The sequence below is a fragment of the Yoonia vestfoldensis DSM 16212 genome (assembly GCF_000382265.1).
Taxonomy (GTDB): domain Bacteria; phylum Pseudomonadota; class Alphaproteobacteria; order Rhodobacterales; family Rhodobacteraceae; genus Yoonia; species Yoonia vestfoldensis.
Map to the genome: position 1 here is coordinate 110,029 of NZ_KB907984.1, position 15,743 is coordinate 125,771.

Here is a 15,743-nt window from a genome sequence, read left to right on the forward strand (position 1 = left end):
AGGATAGCCAAAATGCCGCATATCGACTGCTACTTTGCGACCATGTCGCCCTACACCTACCTTTGCGGTCTCCGCCCCGGAGAAATTGCGCGCAAACATGGTGCGACGATCACGTACAAACCGCTCGATATTATGGGGTTGTTCGGGCGCACCGGCGGTGTGCCGCCCAAGGACCGGCACCCGAATCGTCAGGCCTACCGCTTGCAGGACCTGGAACGCCGCGCCAAGGTGGCGGGGCTGCCGCTGAACGTGAAACCCGCGTTCTGGCCGACGAATCCTGCGCCGTCGTCCTTCGCGATCATTGCCGCGCAGGCGACCGGAGCCGATGTCGGTGGCCTTGTCTATGCGATCACCCGGGCCTGCTGGGCCGAGGAGCGTGACATCAGCCAGGATGATGTGATCCGCGATTGTTTGCAGGCCGAAGGGTTTGATCCTGCGCTTGTGGACCACGACATGATGACCAGCGCCGATACCTATTCGCAGAACCTTGAACATGCCGTGCTGGCGGGGGCCTTTGGCGCGCCGTTCTTCATCACCGACACCGATGCCCGTTTCTGGGGCGAGGATCGCTTGACCGATCTGGATATGCATCTGTCCGGCAAGATCTGATGCACAAGGTGACTGTCGGCCATGGCGCGCCTGTCGTCATGGTCCATTGCATGCTGGCACGGCATGAAAGCCTGCTGCCGCTGGCGGGGGCTGTCGGCGGGCAGGCCACGCTGTTCGATCTGCCCGGCCACGGGCGCAGCCCAGATTGGGACGGCAGTTGGGATTTTCAGGCGCAGGCGGTGGCATGGGCTGCCGCCTGTTGTGACGGTCCGACCCATCTGATCGGTCATTCCTTCGGGGCGACGGTGGCCTTGCGGCTGGCGGTGGAGCGGCCCGATCTCGTGGGGCGCCTGACCCTGATCGAGCCTGTCTATTTCGCCGCCGCCCGTGGCACGTCAGACCATGCCGATCACGCCGCAGGGTTCCGCCCGTTTCTGGAGGCGATGGCGCAGGATGACCAATCCGATGCTGCTGCGCGTTTCAACGCCGTTTGGGGCGCTGTGCCTTGGGACGCGCTGCCGCCACGGACCCAAGGCTATCTGATGGACCGCATCCATCTTGTCACGGCCAGCGGAACCGCGATCGAGGATGATCCGGCTGGGATCACGACGCCGGAAAGCCTTGCCAAGGTCGCGATCCCTGTCACGCTGATCCGGGGTGCCAACAGCCCGCCTGTCATCGGTGCGATTCATGCCGCACTGACGCAGCGGTTGCCTGATGCGACGGATCACGTGGTCGCGGGGGCAGGGCATATGCTACCCTTGACCCACACAGCTGAGGTCGCAGCCCTTATCCGTGCAGCAGATCGAGGAACCGGCTGACGCCATCGGCCGTCATCGACCAGTCGGTGACCAGACGTGCTGTCAGCATCTCGTCCGCGTCGCCCTGATCGGGATCGCCTGACATGACGTAATAGACAGCACCTGCCGCCAGCATCCGCTGATGGTCGCGGCGGGGCATGTCGAAAAAGATGATATTGGCGGCAGGGTCGAACAGCATCCTTGCCGCGTTGTGCCGCCGCAGCCCTTCGGCCAGTTGCGCACACCGCGCATTCGCCGCGCGCGCCATGTCGAGCCACAGCCCGTCCGCCAGATAGGCCTGCATCTGCGCCGACAGATAGCGGTGCTTGGACAGCAGATGCCCGCCACGCTTGCGGCGCAGTTCGAATTCCCATGCGAGCTTGGGGTCAAAGATCACGCAAGCCTCGACCCCCAAAGCGCCGTTCTTGGTGCCACCGAAACTGACCGCATCGATGCCCGCTTTCCATGTCATTTCAGCAGGGGTGCAGTCGAGGGCCACCAGCGCATTGGCAAAGCGCGCGCCGTCCAGATGCGTGGGCAGGCCGAATGCGCGCGCCACATCGGTCAGCGCCTTGATCTCATCCAAAGAATAAACGGTGCCCTTTTCGGTCACCTGCGTTACCGAAACAGGCCCCCGCTGCGGGCCGTGGACGCCGCGCGTTTCCTCGCCCTTGATCTTGGCGCGCAGTGCGTCGGCGGTCATCTTGCCTGCGGTTGCTTGCACCAGCGACAGCTTGGCCTGCGTGTAGAATTCGGGCGCATTGCATTCATCTTCGTGGATATGGGCGACATCGGTGCAGAAAATCGTCTGCCACGGCTGGCACATGGTGGCCAGCAGCAGAGAATTGGCCGATGTGCCGTTGATGACCAGATAGATCGCCGCGTCGGGCGCTTCGAACACATCGCGGATCTGTTGGCGGACCTCGGCCATGATCGGGTCGGCGCCATAGCCCATGGCATAGCCGGAGTTGGCTTTGACCAAGGCATCCATCACTTTCGGATGCGCGGGGCCTGTGTTGTCAGAGGCGAAAAACATCTAAAGCGGCTCCTCGATGATATGGTCTTCCCAATCGTCTTCATCGACCTCGAATTCGGGGATGGTCATGCCCTGCACCGACACACCCGCGCGATGCACGGACCCTGGATCGCCCGAAATCAGCGGATGCCAGTCGAACAGGTCGCGCCCTTCGGCCACAAGGCGATAAGCGCAGGTCTGCGGCAGCCAGTACATGTTGTCGGCCAAGGTCTTTGGCGTCAGCACGATACATTCCGGCACGAACTGGTGGCGGATCGCGTAATTGGCGCAAAGGCAGCTTTCGTTGTCGAGGAGGCGACAGGCAACGCGGGTCATCGCGACCTCGCCCGTGTCTTCATCCTCAAGCTTGTTCAGGCAGCATTTGCCGCAGCCGTCGCACAAGGCTTCCCATTCCTGCTTGTTCAGCTTGTCCATCGGCTTTTTGGCCCAGAACCGGGGGGCAAGCCCGCTGCGGGGGATATCAGCGGACATGGGTCAGGATGTCCCGCACTTGGGCGCAATCGGCGTCCATCTGGGTGATCAGCGCATCAAGGCTGTCGAATTTGAGTTCTGGCCGCAGGAAATCCACCAGCGCCACCGATAGATGCGTGCCGTAAAGATCGCCCTTGAAATCAAAGATGAAGGTTTCGCAATTCGGCACGTTTTCCCCGAACATCGGCCGCACCCCGATAGACGCCGCACCGGAATAGCTGCCCTTGAACGCCCCTTCCAGCACATCGACCTTGACCGCATAGACCCCGAATTTCGGCGGATGCAGCCCGCTGATCGACATATTGGCCGTGGGATAGCCCAGTTCGCGCCCGCGCTGGTCGCCACGGATGACCGCGCCTTCGATCCGGTGCCAATGGCCCAGCATGGCGGCGGCATCGCGCGGGCGACCATCGGTCAAGGCCGCACGGATCGCGGTGGACGAAATGTTGACGCCATCAATTGCGGCCAAGGGGGCAATCGTCACGCCGAACCCCATTTCCGCGCCAAAGGCTTGCAGGTCCTCGACCGTGCCTTTGCGGTCTTTGCCGAAACAGAAATCGGCACCGACGACGACATGCACCAGACCCAGTTGGTCATGGATAATCTTTTGCGCGAAATCGCGGGGCGTCAGGCTGGCAAGGGCGGCGTTGAACGGCACTTCGTACAGTTTTTCGATGCCGAGTTTCGCCAAACGGTTGGCGCGGGCTTCGGCGTTCATCAGGCGGAACGGGCCGGTGTCGCGGGCGAAATAGCTGCGCGGATGCGGCTCGAACGTCATGATCCCCAGAGGTGCCTGTCCGGCATCGGCGGCCACACGCGCAAGGTCGATCACGGCGCGGTGGCCCAGGTGCACACCGTCGAAATTGCCGATGGCCGCGGCAGCACCGCGGTCGGCAGGATCAATGAAAACGCTGTCGCGGATGATACGCATAAAGCTGCGTATCCCGACGGGCAGAGGCGTGCAAGATCAGTCGAACTTGCGCGACGGGGCAAGCACGGTGGCATCGCCTGTCAGCACCTGCTTGTTGTTGACGATGCAGCGCGTGTTCATCGTCACGCGGCGGCGGGAATGGTCGATATCGGTCACCTCGACCTCTGCCGTGACCAGATCGCCGGGGCGGACGGGGGCAAGGAATTTCAGACTTTGCCCCAGATAGACCGTGCCATGGCCGGGCAGCTGTTCCCCGATCACAGCCGACACCAGCCCTGCGGTCAGCATCCCATGCGCGATGCGCCCGCCAAAGATCGTGTCTTGCGCGTAATCCTCGTCCAGATGCACAGGGTTCCGGTCGGTCGACACCTCGGCGAACAATTCGATATCACGGTCGGTGATGACCTTGGACAGCGACCGGATCATGCCGATTTCGATGTCTTCGATACAGATCGTGCCGCGCGGTGCGTTATCCAACATGTCCGGTCCTTCAAGTAACAAAAAGTCATCTAAAAGATAGATATTGAAACTTTATTACTTTGCGGATGCAGAAAGATCAAGAGGCCTAGCGCAGGAAACCGATGGAATAGGTGGCGGATGTCTGCGCCGTTTCCAGAAAACGCGCCAAAGCGTCGGGTTCGGGCTGCGTTGTCGTGCGGGTTTCTTCTGCTGCTAGCCCGCCGGTGATGAACAGCGAATCGATCTCTTCCTGCATCGCGCCCAGAATGTCGGTGTGCACACCGTCCCCGATGGCGATGATGCGCGGGTCTTCGGGCAGGTCGGGCAGTTTGGCCATCCTGCGCCGCGTCAGATCATAGATCGGCGGATGCGGCTTGCCGAAATACAGGCTCTCGCCGCCCATGTCGGTGTAAAGCGCGGCGAGCGCCCCCGCGCACCATTCGCGCACCTCGCCCCGGTCCACGACGATGTCGGGATTGGCGCAGAGCAGTCTCAGGCCCTTTGTCTTGGCATAGAGGAAATCGGCGCGGTTCACGGCGATATCGGCAAGCGGATCGAACGGGCCGCAGCAGACGATGCCTTCGGCCTGATCCAGCGGCACGCGCTGGATGTCGACGGGGGCGTCGATGATCCGCAGCGGCGTAAAGAAATCGTCGTCGCGCGGGCTTTCGCCCATGAAATAGACCTTCTGCCCGACGATCCCGCGAAACATCGCGGCGCGTGCGCTGTCGCCCGATGTGGCGATGGCGTCCCATGCGTCCTCGGACACGCCCATTGCGGAAATCTGCCGTGCCACGGATTCCCACGGGCGCGGCGAATTGGTGACGAGGACGACCTTACCGCCGCCCTTGCGAAAGGCGCGCATGGCTGCCACGGCATCGGGAAACGCGCTGATCCCGTTGTGCATGCATCCCCAGAGATCGACAAAGGCCACATCATATTGGTCCGCGATTGCGGCGAAACTGTCGATAATCCGGGTCATGGCGGGCCTTTACAGGGTCAGGGCAGGAATGATCTGCAGTTTGCGGCTCATGACGCCGGGCAGGACGACAGTGTCGCCATCCACGGTCGCGCCGAATGATTTTTCCGCGAGCGTCTTGGTCAGGTCGTTGGGGACCAGCAGCGTGGCTTCTTCGTTCAGGATGTCGACGACGAACAGGAGCACCTGATCGACGCCATCGGCAGAGGCCACACCGGGCATCGCAGCCATCAGCGATTCCTTGCGGTCGAGCAGCATGCGGGGCGATGTGGTCTCAAGAACGGAGACACGGAATTTGGTGCCCGACACCTCGTATTCCTTGCTGTCCATGCGCAGCAGTTCTTCGTCGGAAAACGCGGAAACGTCGGATTTCGCGGCGAACATTTCATCCGCGCAGGCATTCAGATCGACGCCCAGATCGGTCGCCAGCTTTTCCGCGAGGTCCTTGTCCACCGGCGTTGTCGTCGGCGACCGGAAGGCGAGCGTATCGGACAGGATGCAGGACAGCATCAGCCCCTTGATGCCTTCGGGCATGTGGCCAGCGTGATCGCCCATCATCTGGTGCAAGATCGTCGCGGTACAGGCCAGCGGGCGGATCGTGATGTTGATCGGGGCTTTGGTTTCCAAGCCCCCGACCAGTTTATGATGGTCGATGATCGCCACGACATCGGCGCCGTTGATGCCTGCGGGCAATTCGGCAGGGTTGTTGGTGTCCACGATCACGCATTTCTGCCCTGTATCCACATCGGCGATGATTTCCGGCAGATCGAAACCCCAGCGTTTGGCGACGAAAGCAGCCTCGGTATTGGGGGTGCCCAGCAGCACGGCTTTGGCGGCAATCCCGGTGTGGTTCAGGAACCAGTCCCAGATCAATGGTGATGCGGTGCTGTCGGTGTCAGGGGATTTGTGGCCGAAAACGAGCGTTGTCATGAACAGGACTTTCATTGGATGCGGATTTGGCCTGTATATAGAAGCGACGGCAAGCAGTGTCACCCCATGCAATCCTTGTTATAGATGCCGTTCATGACACGCGTGCAGGTTTCCCCCATGCCCCCTACCGCCCCGCGAGAAGCCGACCTTTACCCCCCGGTCAAAGCCTATCTTCAGGCGCGCGGCTATGACGTCAAAGGCGAGGTGGGGGCGGCCGACATCGTCGCGCGGCGCGGCGATGATCTGCTGATCGTGGAATTGAAACGGGGCTTTACCTTGGGACTGTTCCATCAGGCGGTCGACAGGCTCGCGCTGACCGATCTGGTCTATGTGGCCGTGCCGGCAGGCGGGCAGGCCAAGGCGCTGGCGGCGAATGTCAAACTGGCGCGGCGGATCGGGTTCGGGGTGATGACGGTCCGCCTGCGCGACGGCTTCGTCGAAGTGCTGGCCGACCCCGGCCCCTATGCCGCGCGGACCTCAAAGCCCAAGCGCGCAAGGTTGCTGCGCGCTTTTGACCGATTGCAGGGCGACCCGAATGCAGGCGGTGCCACGCGGCATGGCATCGTTACAGGATACCGGCAGGATGCCTTGCGCTGTGCGCGGTTTCTGGCGGTGCATGGCCCGTCACAGGGGGCCAAGGTCAAGACCTGGGCCGAGGTGCCGCAGGCGACGCGGATCATGGGCGACAACCATTATGGCTGGTTCGTGCGCGTGGCGCGCGGGGTGTTCGACCTGACCCCCGCAGGGCGCAAGGGGCTCGCGGATTATGGCGATGAACTGGACGATGCGGCAGGGTGATCCGCTCAGTAACGCCGGACCAGATCCCAGCCTTCGTTTTCCAGCAATTGCAGCACACCGTCGTTGCCGATTAGATGCGCCGCCCCAAAGGCCGCGACGACCGTGTCATTTTCGGCCATGGTTTCCGCAATCACGGGAATCCAGTCGCGGTTGCGCTGGACCAGCAACATGTCTTCCATTTCGGCAAAGACAGCGGCCCCCATTTCGGGATCAAGGCCGGGGGTATCTGCGACCGCCATGCGTGACATTTCCCACAGCCGCCCGACATCGTTGCTGAAATAGCTGTCGAGCATGGCAACGAACATCTGTTGCTGCGTATCCGGGCTGACAAGGCTGAGCCGGAGCATGTCGATCTGTTCTTCCATCGACCCCGTCTGGAACATCTCGAACAGGGTGGTGAAGGATTCAAGCGGCCGCATCGGTATGTCGTTCGCAGTCGCAAGATCGCTGATCATCCCGTCCAGCCCTTCGATCCCCATCGCAAGATCCAGCATCGCGCAGGGCGGAATCGCCAGCATCAGCGACAGATACCACGGCTGCATCTGGGCGGCCATGAAGCCGGGCACGCCGCGTTCGCTGGCGGCGCTCGACAGTGCTTGCCATGTTTCGGCGTCAAGAAGGTCGGGGAGCGTTGGTCCATCAGTGATCAAGAACATGTCCGGGTCATCGACCAGCATCGCTTCCAGCGCGCGCTGATCCTCTGGCGTCGCCTCGAGAAGGACGACATCGGCGGCCAGCACGTCATCGGCGACCATGTCGAAGATGGCGTCCAGGCGCGGGTCGTAGATGTGCATCGTGCCGACAAGCGTGATCACCTGCCCATCACGGGTGGCGTCCCAGATCAGACCCTCGCCATAGGGAATGGCGGCGGCGGCTTGTTCAAGCTGCATCCGCTGGTCATCTGTCAGCGTCTCGAAATAACTGGTGCCGGTGCATTGTGCCGCGGCATGGCCAGCGGTCAGCATCAAGGCAGCGGCAGTAAAAGCACGTCGGAGCATCGCATCATTCCTCGGGGTTCATCCGTCCCAGTCTAGGGGCAGGGCGCACGGGGTCAATCACCCTGCGACCACATCCGCGTCATTCGGCGGGACAGGTCCAGGGTGCGGCGACACTGACGGACAGCGTGGGCATGGCATCTAGCTGCGCCGCCAGACCGACATATCCATGATGCGTGATCCCCGGCGCGTGCAACGGGGGCAGATGGTCCAGCAGGGCGTCATACCCCTTTAGCCGCGACCCGCCACAGGCCATGATTCGGTGTGTGATCGTGGCATCGCAGCCGAACATTTCTGGCGTCGACAGATAAAGCGTCAGGGCCGGTGGCTTGCCGTTGGTGCGTGCTGCCAAGCCGAAGCGAAGATCGCGTATCGGCAGGCTTCCGCAGGGACTCGCATCGGCCAGACCATCAATGGCCATCGCCAGACGGTCAGGGCAGACCTGCGCGATATCGGCCAAGAGCGGCAGGTGCCCCCGGTTCGCGCCTTTGATCACGCCGTATAGCGTCAAGGCACCGGACCCGCCGTCAAACGCAAGCTGGGTAAGTCTGACCGCGTTCTTGCCGATGTCTTTCAACGCGCCTGAGATTGCGGGGATCATCAGAACCCCAAGATCCGCCGCCGCCGCCGGCAATTCCACAAGCAGATGGGTCCGCCGCACGTCACCGTCCTGCACGATCCCGAGCCGCGCGCCATAGGTCAACGGGCCGACACTTTACGCTGCTGCCAGAATGTCGCGCAACGTGCTGTCTGGCAGTGTGTCGCCAAGGTCGGTCATGATCCGGCAGGCTTTGTCCATGCGGTCCTGCGGCGGTTTCGCCGGATCGTCGACCTCTGTGGTGATGCGCAGGGCAGGGCTGTCTGCGGTAAAGATCACCTCGGTCGGCGCGCCGGTTCTTGTCATGGCGCTTGGCCGCCAATCGGCCCAGCCGGAATGATCCATGACCCCGATATCGTGCAGAACCCGTTCCACCGCATCGCCCGATCCGCCGAGACGACGCAAAAAAGAACACCAGCCAATATCGCTGCGCGACGGAATGGCGGGAGAGAAACTGACCATGCTACAACCCTGATACTACGATACAAATACGCGACTACCCTATCATATCGGGTTTATTGTGCAATTTTGGCGCGAAATGGCGGCCTTTGTAGGGCGACGCTGTTGCGGCGGTCAGATCGGGCAGTGACACAAGGGCGATTGCGTCAACCGAGCGCTGTTTTGTCGCAGCGCCAAACTCGATGCAGGGGGCATCCTGCGCTGCGCTGCGCTTTGCCGGTTTGCAGCGGCTGCCCTGTGATTGCGCGTGCCGGGGTGATGCACGGTCATCGCGGCGCGGCTTCGCCTGCCGATGCTGTTTCCCGCTGATCGGATTGCATGCCCCTTTGCGATCATGGATGATGTGGCATCCACGGCTTGCATGTTCCCGCGACCGCAGGCAAACGCAACAGACCTATCATGAAGTAGACCATGCGCATTCTCCTCGTCGAAGATGAACCGGTACTGGCCCAACAGATCAAGGCAACCCTTGTGACCGAAGGCTATGCTGTCGATATCGCCACGGATGGCATCGAAGGACAGGCGCTTGGTGTGTCGCAGCCCTATGATACGGTCGTGCTCGATATGGGCCTGCCGGGCCGTGACGGGATGAATGTCCTGAAGAACTGGCGTGCGGGCGGCATGCGCGCACCCGTTCTGATCCTGTCGGCGCGCGACGGCTGGACCGACCGTGTCGATGGGCTTGATGCAGGGGCGGACGACTACCTGACCAAGCCTTTCCACATGCCCGAGCTGTGCGCCCGCCTGCGTGCAATGATCCGGCGCAAGTCCGAACAGGCGAACCCCGTCTTTGAACGGGATCAGGTGTCGTTCGATTCGCGGACCAATCAGGTCATGGTGGCGGGACGGACGGTCAACCTGACCGCGCAGGAAATGGCGGTGTTGTCCTATCTTTTCCACAATGCAGGCCGCCTTGTGTCCCGGACCGAGCTGTCGCAGCACATCTATCAGCATGACGGGGAACGCGAATCCAATACGATCGCCGTGTTCATCAACCGGCTGCGCAAGAAACTGGGTGACGGTCTGATCGACACCGTGCGCGGGCGGGGCTATGTGATCAAAGCGACCGAATGACATCGCTGCGTGGACGGGCTGTGATCGGCGGCATACTCTGGGCCGCAGTGACGATCACGCTTGGTTTTGCGGGATTGCAATCATTCATCGATCAGGGCGCGGAACGGCGGTTCGACGAATTGCTTCTGGCCCGGCTGACGCAGGTCGTGACGGCCGTCGAAAATGTTGCGGCGACGCCGGAGGCAATTCAGGCCTCTGTGGGCGATCCGGCCTTTGCGCGCCCTATGTCGGGTCTCTATTGGCAAGTCGAAAACGAATTCGGGCAGGTGTATCGGTCGGCTTCACTGGGCCAGGATACCATGCCACGCCCACAGATGCTGACCAGTGAGATCGTGATCGACGGCTTTTCCGGTCCGATGGGCGAACCTGTCAGGGGCATGTCGCAAACGCTGACCCTCGCGGACGGCAGCATCTGGCATGTCCATGTGGCGACATCGCTGCGCAGCCTGCGGCAGGAACTGGCCCAACTGCGCGAAATCATGTTGGTTGCCTTTACCTTCGTGGTCGTGATCGGCGTCGTCGGGGCGCTGTTGCAGGTTTCGGTCACGCTGCGCCCCATCGAAAAGCTGCGCAGAGACGTGCAACGCCGCTGGATCAGCGAAGGTGGGCTTGACCACGGCAAGTATCCCGAAGAAGTCGCCCCTTTGGTCTATGATATCGACACGTTGCTGAACCGGAACCGCGAGATCGTGCAGCAATCGCGCAAGCAGGCGGCTGACCTTGGCCATGCCATCAAGACGCCAGCCGCGATCATCCGCAACGAATTGGAAACGCTGGCCCGGCAGGGTCAGCCCGTTAGCGACGCGATCGCGGCGCTGGATCGGCTTGATGCGCAGCTCAAACGCGCATTCGGCCGGATGCGGGCACAGACCGGCACCTCCGCCCTGCCGTCCGCGACAGAGATGGATCGGTCGCTCGGGCGGATGGTGCGGGCGTTCTCTGACATGGCCCAACAACGCGGGCTGGTCCTGACAAGTGACTATCCGCCCGGTCTGCGGCTGCGCATGGACCCGACCGATCTGGAAGAAGTGCTCGGCAATCTTTTGGATAACGCGCAGAAGTGGGCGGTCAGTGCGATCCGGCTGACCGCGACCACAGACGCGGGCGACGTCACGATCTTGATCGAAGATGACGGGCCGGGGATCCCACCGGACCAGATTGCGCTTGCCATGAGCAGCGGCCAGCGGCTCGACAATGCCAAGCCGGGCACCGGCCTTGGCCTTTCGATCGCAGCGGACCTGTTGCAGGCTTACGGCAGTGCGCTGATGCTGGATAAATCGGCAGAACTTGGCGGATTGCGCGCACGTTTCCGCCTGCCCGTCGCCCCCGCGCAGGGTTGACATGGCGCCACTTTGGCATTGCATGGAAAGCCGAGCCAACCGGCAAGCTGGAGGCGGGCCATGTCAAGACTGATCGCGATCCTGATCTGGGCGGCACTGCTTTACAGCGGCTATTGGGTCGCTGCATCACAGCTTTTGCAAGCAGGGCCTGACCGGGCGGCGGTACGTCTGGCTGACGACGGTGTCGACTTGCGTTTCGGGTCGGTGGCGACCACCGGCTTTCCTGCACGGTTCGACACCCGGCTGACTGATGTGCGGCTGGCCCATGCTGGGTGGTCGTGGCAGGGCGCGCGGCTGGACGTGCAGGCCGACAGCCTGCGCCCCCTGGCGGTGAATGTCACCTTCCCGCATGACCAGACACTTGTCATCGCGGGCCAGACCCTGCGCGTGACAAGCGAGGATTGGCAGGCCGACGCCTCTGTGCGCCCCACGGCACGACTGGCCTTTGATCGCGGAAGCCTGCGGATGGGTCGCACAGATGTCCTGTCGGACGCCGGGTGGCACCTGGGCCTGGCGCGCTTTGATGCCAGCCTTGCCCTCGTTGGTGACCACAGCGCGCGCTATGACGCCCGGATCGAGGCCGAAGACATCGCGCTGCCAGCGGGCCTGCGCGATCAGATCGACCCGGCGGGACGGTTGGGCGCGCAGGTGGCCGCTATCCGGGGAATCGCGCGCCTGACCCTTGCCCGACCGCTGGACCGCAACCTGCAAGGCCGGTTCCCTGATCTGGACCATCTGATGCTTGACGATCTGCGGATCGACTGGGGGCCGGTCACGGCGGAGATGTCGGGCGAGATCGATGTCGACGCGGCGGGTCTCCCCACAGGGCAGATCATGCTGCGGACACGGCAATGGGAAACCATGGTCGATCTGCTGGTCGCCGGCGACGTCATCGACGCTGGCATCGCCCGGACAGTCACCAGATTGGCGGGCTTCATGGCCAACGCGGACGGTATGCTCGACATTCCTGTCGCGTTTCAGGACGGTGTCACGCTGGTCGGTCTTGTCCCTGTCGGCCCTGCACCGCGCCTGCGCTAGCTAGTCCCGAACAGCCCCGTCAGTGCGCGGCGCACCAAGGCGGTGACCGACGGGCGCGGGCTGGCGTGAAACGGCAGCGGGCGGCAGACCTCAATCGCGGCAACACCGACGCGGGCGGTCAGGGCGCCGTTCACGACGCCTTCGCCAAAACGGCGCGACACCTTCGCAAGGATACCGCCGCCCGCGATGGTCCCTATCAGATCGTCACCGACCGCCAGCGCGCCTGTCGCCACCAGATGCGCCAGCACCCCGCGCGTCAGCCGCCAACTGCCTAGGGTGCCGGACCTGCCGCCATAGATTTCCGCGATCCGCCGGATCATCCGCAGGTTCGCCGTCAGCGCCGTGATCAGATCGGCCAGCGCCAGCGGCACAAAGGCCGTGACCATCGCGACCTGCCGTGCGGCGGCTTCGACCTCGCGCATGGCGCGCTGGTCCAAGGGTTGCAGCACGGTCGTTTCCGCCAGCCCCAGCAGCGCATCGGCATCCAGCATATCGCCCTGCCGCTGTGCCAGTTCCGCCTTGCCCCATGCGGTATCGTCGCGCCCCGCATAGAGCCGGTCCAGCGCGCCGATCACCTGCCGCGCGCCTTTCAGGTCGTTGCTGACCAGCGCATCGCGCGCGCTGATCTGCAGCGCATCCAGTTTGCGCAAGCGGCTGAAGGCCGACAATTCGCGCAGGCCGATGATGACCAGCACCAGCAGCAACAGACAGATCAAGACGGTCGCGATCCAGCCCAGCACAGGCGCGCGCGCCAGCAAGCCGGTGACGTAATCCCACGCCGCCAGCGACACGATAAAGCCCGTCAGCAGGAAGGCCACGCTCCAGAACCACCGCGCGAGCGGGGATGGCGGGTTGCTTGCGACGACGGCAAGGCGTTGCATCGCGGCGCCCTGCACCTCGTCCGGGACGGCGGGGGCAGTGTCGGGGCGGGCAAAATCCTGCCCGTCAAGGTCGATCAGAACGGGTCTGCGCGTCATAGCCTGTCCCCCAGCAGGAACTGCGCCGCCTTGTCGAGCCGGATATGCGGCGGCCCGTCACCGGGGCGGAGCGTCAGGCGGGCAGGCGCGAAATTCATCACGCTGTAATCGGCATCCAGCCATTTGTCCGCACCCTCGCGCGCAGGGGCCAGCAGATGCGCGGGATCGTCGGGCAGTTTGCCCGGATAGAACGCCGCCTGCTTGCCGCCGTCCAGCAATCGCCCGCGCACGACATCCAGCGGGCCACCCGCATGATCGACGGTATCCTCGACCGTGGTGCGCAGGGCGGCAATCGCCATCGCGGCGGTCTGTGCGCCCGCAAAATCGGCGCGGTCGCGCGCATCGCGCAGCAGGGCCTGCGTGATCGCGGTCAGTTGCGGGTGCTGGGAATGGTGCAGGTGATCAGCTTTGGTCGCGGCGAATAGGATTTTTTCCACCCGCCGCCCTTTGAAGATCCGCGTCAGAAAGGCGTTGCGCCCCGGTTTGAACGCCGACAGGACCGCGGCCATCGCGCGGCGCAGATCCTCCAGCGCGGCAGGCCCCGCATGGATCGCGCCCAGCACATCGACCAGCACGATCTGGCGGTCGATCTTGGAGAAATGGTCGCGAAAGAACGGGCGCACGATATTGGCCTTGTAGCTGTCGAACCGCCGCGCCATTTCGCGTCCCAAGGATTTGCGCGCGAACCCGTCGCCCGGCAGCGGCGCAAAGGTCAGCACGGGCGATCCTGCCAGATCACCGGGCAAAAGGAACCGCCCCGGCGTGCAATCGGAAAACCCCGCCTCGCGCGCGGCGTTCAGATGCGCGGTAAAGCTTGCGGCAAGGGCGGTCGCCTCTGGCTCTGACAAAGGCGCATTGGCATCGGTCTGTCCGGCCAGTGCCAGATAGGCATCGCCCCCCGGTCTGCCCTTGGTGCGGTCAAGCGCGGCCTTGGACCACTGCGCATAGGTTAGATCCAGCAGGCCGAGGTCGAGCAGCCATTCGCCCGGATAATCCACGATGTCGATATGCACGACGCGCGGACCCGACAGGCCCGACAGCATGCCGCCGGGCTGGACTCGCAGGGACAGGCGTAATTCGCTGATCTGGCGCGTACCTTCGGGCCAGCTTGGGTCCGGCGCGGTCAGGCGGGCAAGGTGAGTTTCATAGGCAAAGCGCGGCAGGGTATCGTCGGGCTGCGGTTGCAGAAAGGCGGTCTTGATCGCACCGTTGGCTGCAGCGGTCAGTTGCGGCATCCGCCCGCGATCCATCAGATTGGCGACCAACGAGGTGATGAACACCGTCTTGCCCGCCCGTGACAGGCCAGTCACACCCAGCCGGATCACGGGGTCGGTGAAAGGTGCGGCCAGCGTGCTGGTCACACCTTCGACGCCCCGTGTGATCTGATCGGCGATTGCGGCGATAACCAAGAGAGGCCCTTTCCATTCTTCCCAAACAGATAAGCACGGTCAGCGCGGATGTGTAGGGATTGATTTTGCGCGCCTGCCCGCCTAATCGGAGTGTCATGCCGCGTTATGCCCTTCTTGTCGAATATCACGGCGCGCCTTTTGCGGGATGGCAGCGGCAGACCAGCCTGCTGTCCGTACAAGGCGCGATCGAGGCGGCTTTGGCGAAACTCGAACCCGGTGCCCATACCATCGCCGCCGCAGGGCGCACCGACGCGGGGGTCCATGCGACGGGGCAGGTGGCGCATTGCGACCTTGTGCGCGACTGGGACCCGTTTCGTCTGTCCGAGGCGCTGAACTACCATCTCAAGCCCGATCCTGTCGCGATCCTTGATTGCGCGGTCGTCGCGGACGACTGGCATGCGCGGTTCGATGCAGTAGAGCGGCGATATCTCTTTCGCCTGATCGCGCGCCGCGCGCCGCTGACGTCAGAGGCTGGGCAGATGTGGCGGGTCAACCATGCGCTTGATGCAGAGGCGATGCAGGCGGGGGCGGATCATCTGCTGGGCCTGCACGATTTCACGACCTTCCGGTCGTCGATCTGTCAGGCGAAAAGCCCTGTCAAAACGCTGGATGAACTGCGCATCGAGGTTGTGCCGCGCCCTGTCGGCACCGAATACCGGTTCCATGTGCGCGCACGGTCGTTCCTGCACAATCAGGTCCGCAGCTTTGTCGGCACGCTGGAACGGGTCGGCGCGGGGGCATGGCAACCGGATGATGTGGCGCGCGCGCTGGCCGCGCAGGACCGTGCCGCCTGCGGGCCGGTCTGTCCGCCAGAGGGGCTTTATCTTGCGGGGGTCGGCTATCCATCCGATCCGTTCGTGCGGGCCTGAAAGCGGGCCGGAACCAAAGCCTTTGCCGCAC

Annotated in this window: 18 protein-coding genes; 7 read left to right on the forward strand and 11 right to left on the reverse strand. The window is 63.3% G+C overall.

The features are described from left to right. Nucleotides 1–12: 12 nt before the first annotated feature. Both H147_RS0113320 and H147_RS0113325 read left to right on the forward strand, forming a co-directional pair. Nucleotides 13–609 carry a 2-hydroxychromene-2-carboxylate isomerase gene (locus H147_RS0113320; RefSeq protein ID WP_019955873.1) on the forward strand — a complete coding sequence of 199 codons (597 nt, stop codon included), beginning with the start codon at nucleotides 13–15 and terminating at the stop codon, nucleotides 607–609. Next, nucleotides 609–1,370, forward strand: coding sequence for an alpha/beta fold hydrolase (locus tag H147_RS0113325; RefSeq protein WP_019955874.1), 762 nt, complete (start codon nucleotides 609–611; stop codon nucleotides 1,368–1,370). Before H147_RS0113320 ends, H147_RS0113325 begins: the two co-directional genes overlap by 1 nt. On the opposite strand, the gene H147_RS0113330 is transcribed toward H147_RS0113325, so the two are convergent. The 6 genes from H147_RS0113330 to H147_RS0113355 form a co-directional block, all read right to left on the reverse strand. Further along, nucleotides 1,339–2,385 (reverse strand): threonine aldolase family protein, encoded by a 1,047-nt coding sequence (locus H147_RS0113330; RefSeq protein WP_019955875.1) that lies wholly within the window; start codon nucleotides 2,383–2,385, stop codon nucleotides 1,339–1,341. The genes H147_RS0113325 and H147_RS0113330 overlap by 32 nt on opposite strands. Then, entirely contained in the window at nucleotides 2,386–2,856 is a 471-nt protein-coding gene (locus tag H147_RS0113335; protein WP_019955876.1) for a YcgN family cysteine cluster protein, read from the reverse strand. After that, on the reverse strand, nucleotides 2,846–3,787 hold the full coding sequence (locus H147_RS0113340) for a bifunctional riboflavin kinase/FAD synthetase (protein ID WP_019955877.1): 942 nt from the start codon (nucleotides 3,785–3,787) through the stop codon (nucleotides 2,846–2,848). The genes H147_RS0113335 and H147_RS0113340 overlap by 11 nt, the downstream gene beginning before the upstream one ends. Before the next feature lie 36 nt (nucleotides 3,788–3,823). Next, nucleotides 3,824–4,267, reverse strand: a complete 444-nt coding sequence (locus H147_RS0113345; RefSeq protein WP_019955878.1) for a MaoC family dehydratase — start codon at nucleotides 4,265–4,267, stop codon at nucleotides 3,824–3,826. An 85-nt stretch (nucleotides 4,268–4,352) separates the two neighbouring features. Next, nucleotides 4,353–5,228, reverse strand: coding sequence for a TIGR01459 family HAD-type hydrolase (locus H147_RS0113350; RefSeq protein WP_019955879.1), 876 nt, complete (start codon nucleotides 5,226–5,228; stop codon nucleotides 4,353–4,355). Between the two features lie 9 nt (nucleotides 5,229–5,237). Further along, entirely contained in the window at nucleotides 5,238–6,155 is a 918-nt protein-coding gene (locus H147_RS0113355) for a manganese-dependent inorganic pyrophosphatase (protein ID WP_026352515.1), read from the reverse strand. Between the two features lie 117 nt (nucleotides 6,156–6,272). On the opposite strand from H147_RS0113355, the gene H147_RS0113360 reads away from it, so the two are divergent. After that, nucleotides 6,273–6,953, forward strand: coding sequence for a DUF2161 domain-containing phosphodiesterase (locus H147_RS0113360; RefSeq protein ID WP_043699954.1), 681 nt, complete (start codon nucleotides 6,273–6,275; stop codon nucleotides 6,951–6,953). A 5-nt stretch (nucleotides 6,954–6,958) separates the two neighbouring features. Here the strand turns inward: H147_RS0113360 and H147_RS0113365 are convergent, their stop codons facing one another. The 3 genes from H147_RS0113365 to H147_RS0113375 form a co-directional block, all read right to left on the reverse strand. After that, nucleotides 6,959–7,951 (reverse strand): TraB/GumN family protein, encoded by a 993-nt coding sequence (locus H147_RS0113365; RefSeq protein ID WP_026352516.1) that lies wholly within the window; start codon nucleotides 7,949–7,951, stop codon nucleotides 6,959–6,961. A 79-nt stretch (nucleotides 7,952–8,030) separates the two neighbouring features. Further along, nucleotides 8,031–8,651: a hypothetical protein gene (locus H147_RS0113370; RefSeq protein WP_019955883.1), complete on the reverse strand. Its 621-nt coding sequence runs from the start codon at nucleotides 8,649–8,651 to the stop codon at nucleotides 8,031–8,033. A 12-nt stretch (nucleotides 8,652–8,663) separates the two neighbouring features. After that, nucleotides 8,664–9,008: a hypothetical protein gene (locus tag H147_RS0113375; RefSeq protein WP_019955884.1), complete on the reverse strand. Its 345-nt coding sequence runs from the start codon at nucleotides 9,006–9,008 to the stop codon at nucleotides 8,664–8,666. A 408-nt stretch (nucleotides 9,009–9,416) separates the two neighbouring features. Between H147_RS0113375 and H147_RS0113380 the strand changes: the two genes are divergently transcribed. From H147_RS0113380 to H147_RS0113390, 3 genes are read left to right on the forward strand one after another with little or no spacing between them, the layout of a single operon-like run. Continuing rightward, the gene (locus tag H147_RS0113380; protein ID WP_019955885.1) at nucleotides 9,417–10,079 is read left to right on the forward strand and encodes a response regulator; all 663 of its coding nucleotides are present in this window, start codon (nucleotides 9,417–9,419) and stop codon (nucleotides 10,077–10,079) included. Further along, complete coding sequence (locus tag H147_RS0113385) at nucleotides 10,076–11,419, forward strand: sensor histidine kinase (protein ID WP_019955886.1); 1,344 nt, start codon at nucleotides 10,076–10,078, stop codon at nucleotides 11,417–11,419. The genes H147_RS0113380 and H147_RS0113385 overlap by 4 nt, the downstream gene beginning before the upstream one ends. A 60-nt stretch (nucleotides 11,420–11,479) precedes the next feature. Beyond that, complete coding sequence (locus H147_RS0113390; RefSeq protein ID WP_019955887.1) at nucleotides 11,480–12,457, forward strand: DUF2125 domain-containing protein; 978 nt, start codon at nucleotides 11,480–11,482, stop codon at nucleotides 12,455–12,457. Here the strand turns inward: H147_RS0113390 and H147_RS0113395 are convergent. Both H147_RS0113395 and H147_RS0113400 read right to left on the reverse strand, forming a co-directional pair. Then, nucleotides 12,454–13,434 carry a YcjF family protein gene (locus H147_RS0113395; RefSeq protein ID WP_019955888.1) on the reverse strand — a complete coding sequence of 327 codons (981 nt, stop codon included), beginning with the start codon at nucleotides 13,432–13,434 and terminating at the stop codon, nucleotides 12,454–12,456. The genes H147_RS0113390 and H147_RS0113395 overlap by 4 nt on opposite strands. Beyond that, the gene (locus tag H147_RS0113400) at nucleotides 13,431–14,843 is read right to left on the reverse strand and encodes a YcjX family GTP-binding protein (protein ID WP_019955889.1); all 1,413 of its coding nucleotides are present in this window, start codon (nucleotides 14,841–14,843) and stop codon (nucleotides 13,431–13,433) included. Before H147_RS0113400 ends, H147_RS0113395 begins: the two co-directional genes overlap by 4 nt. A 95-nt stretch (nucleotides 14,844–14,938) precedes the next feature. Here H147_RS0113400 and truA point away from each other — a divergent pair, with 95 nt between their 5' ends. Next, nucleotides 14,939–15,712, forward strand: coding sequence for a tRNA pseudouridine(38-40) synthase TruA (gene truA, locus H147_RS0113405; RefSeq protein WP_019955890.1), 774 nt, complete (start codon nucleotides 14,939–14,941; stop codon nucleotides 15,710–15,712). Nucleotides 15,713–15,743 lie beyond the last annotated feature (31 nt).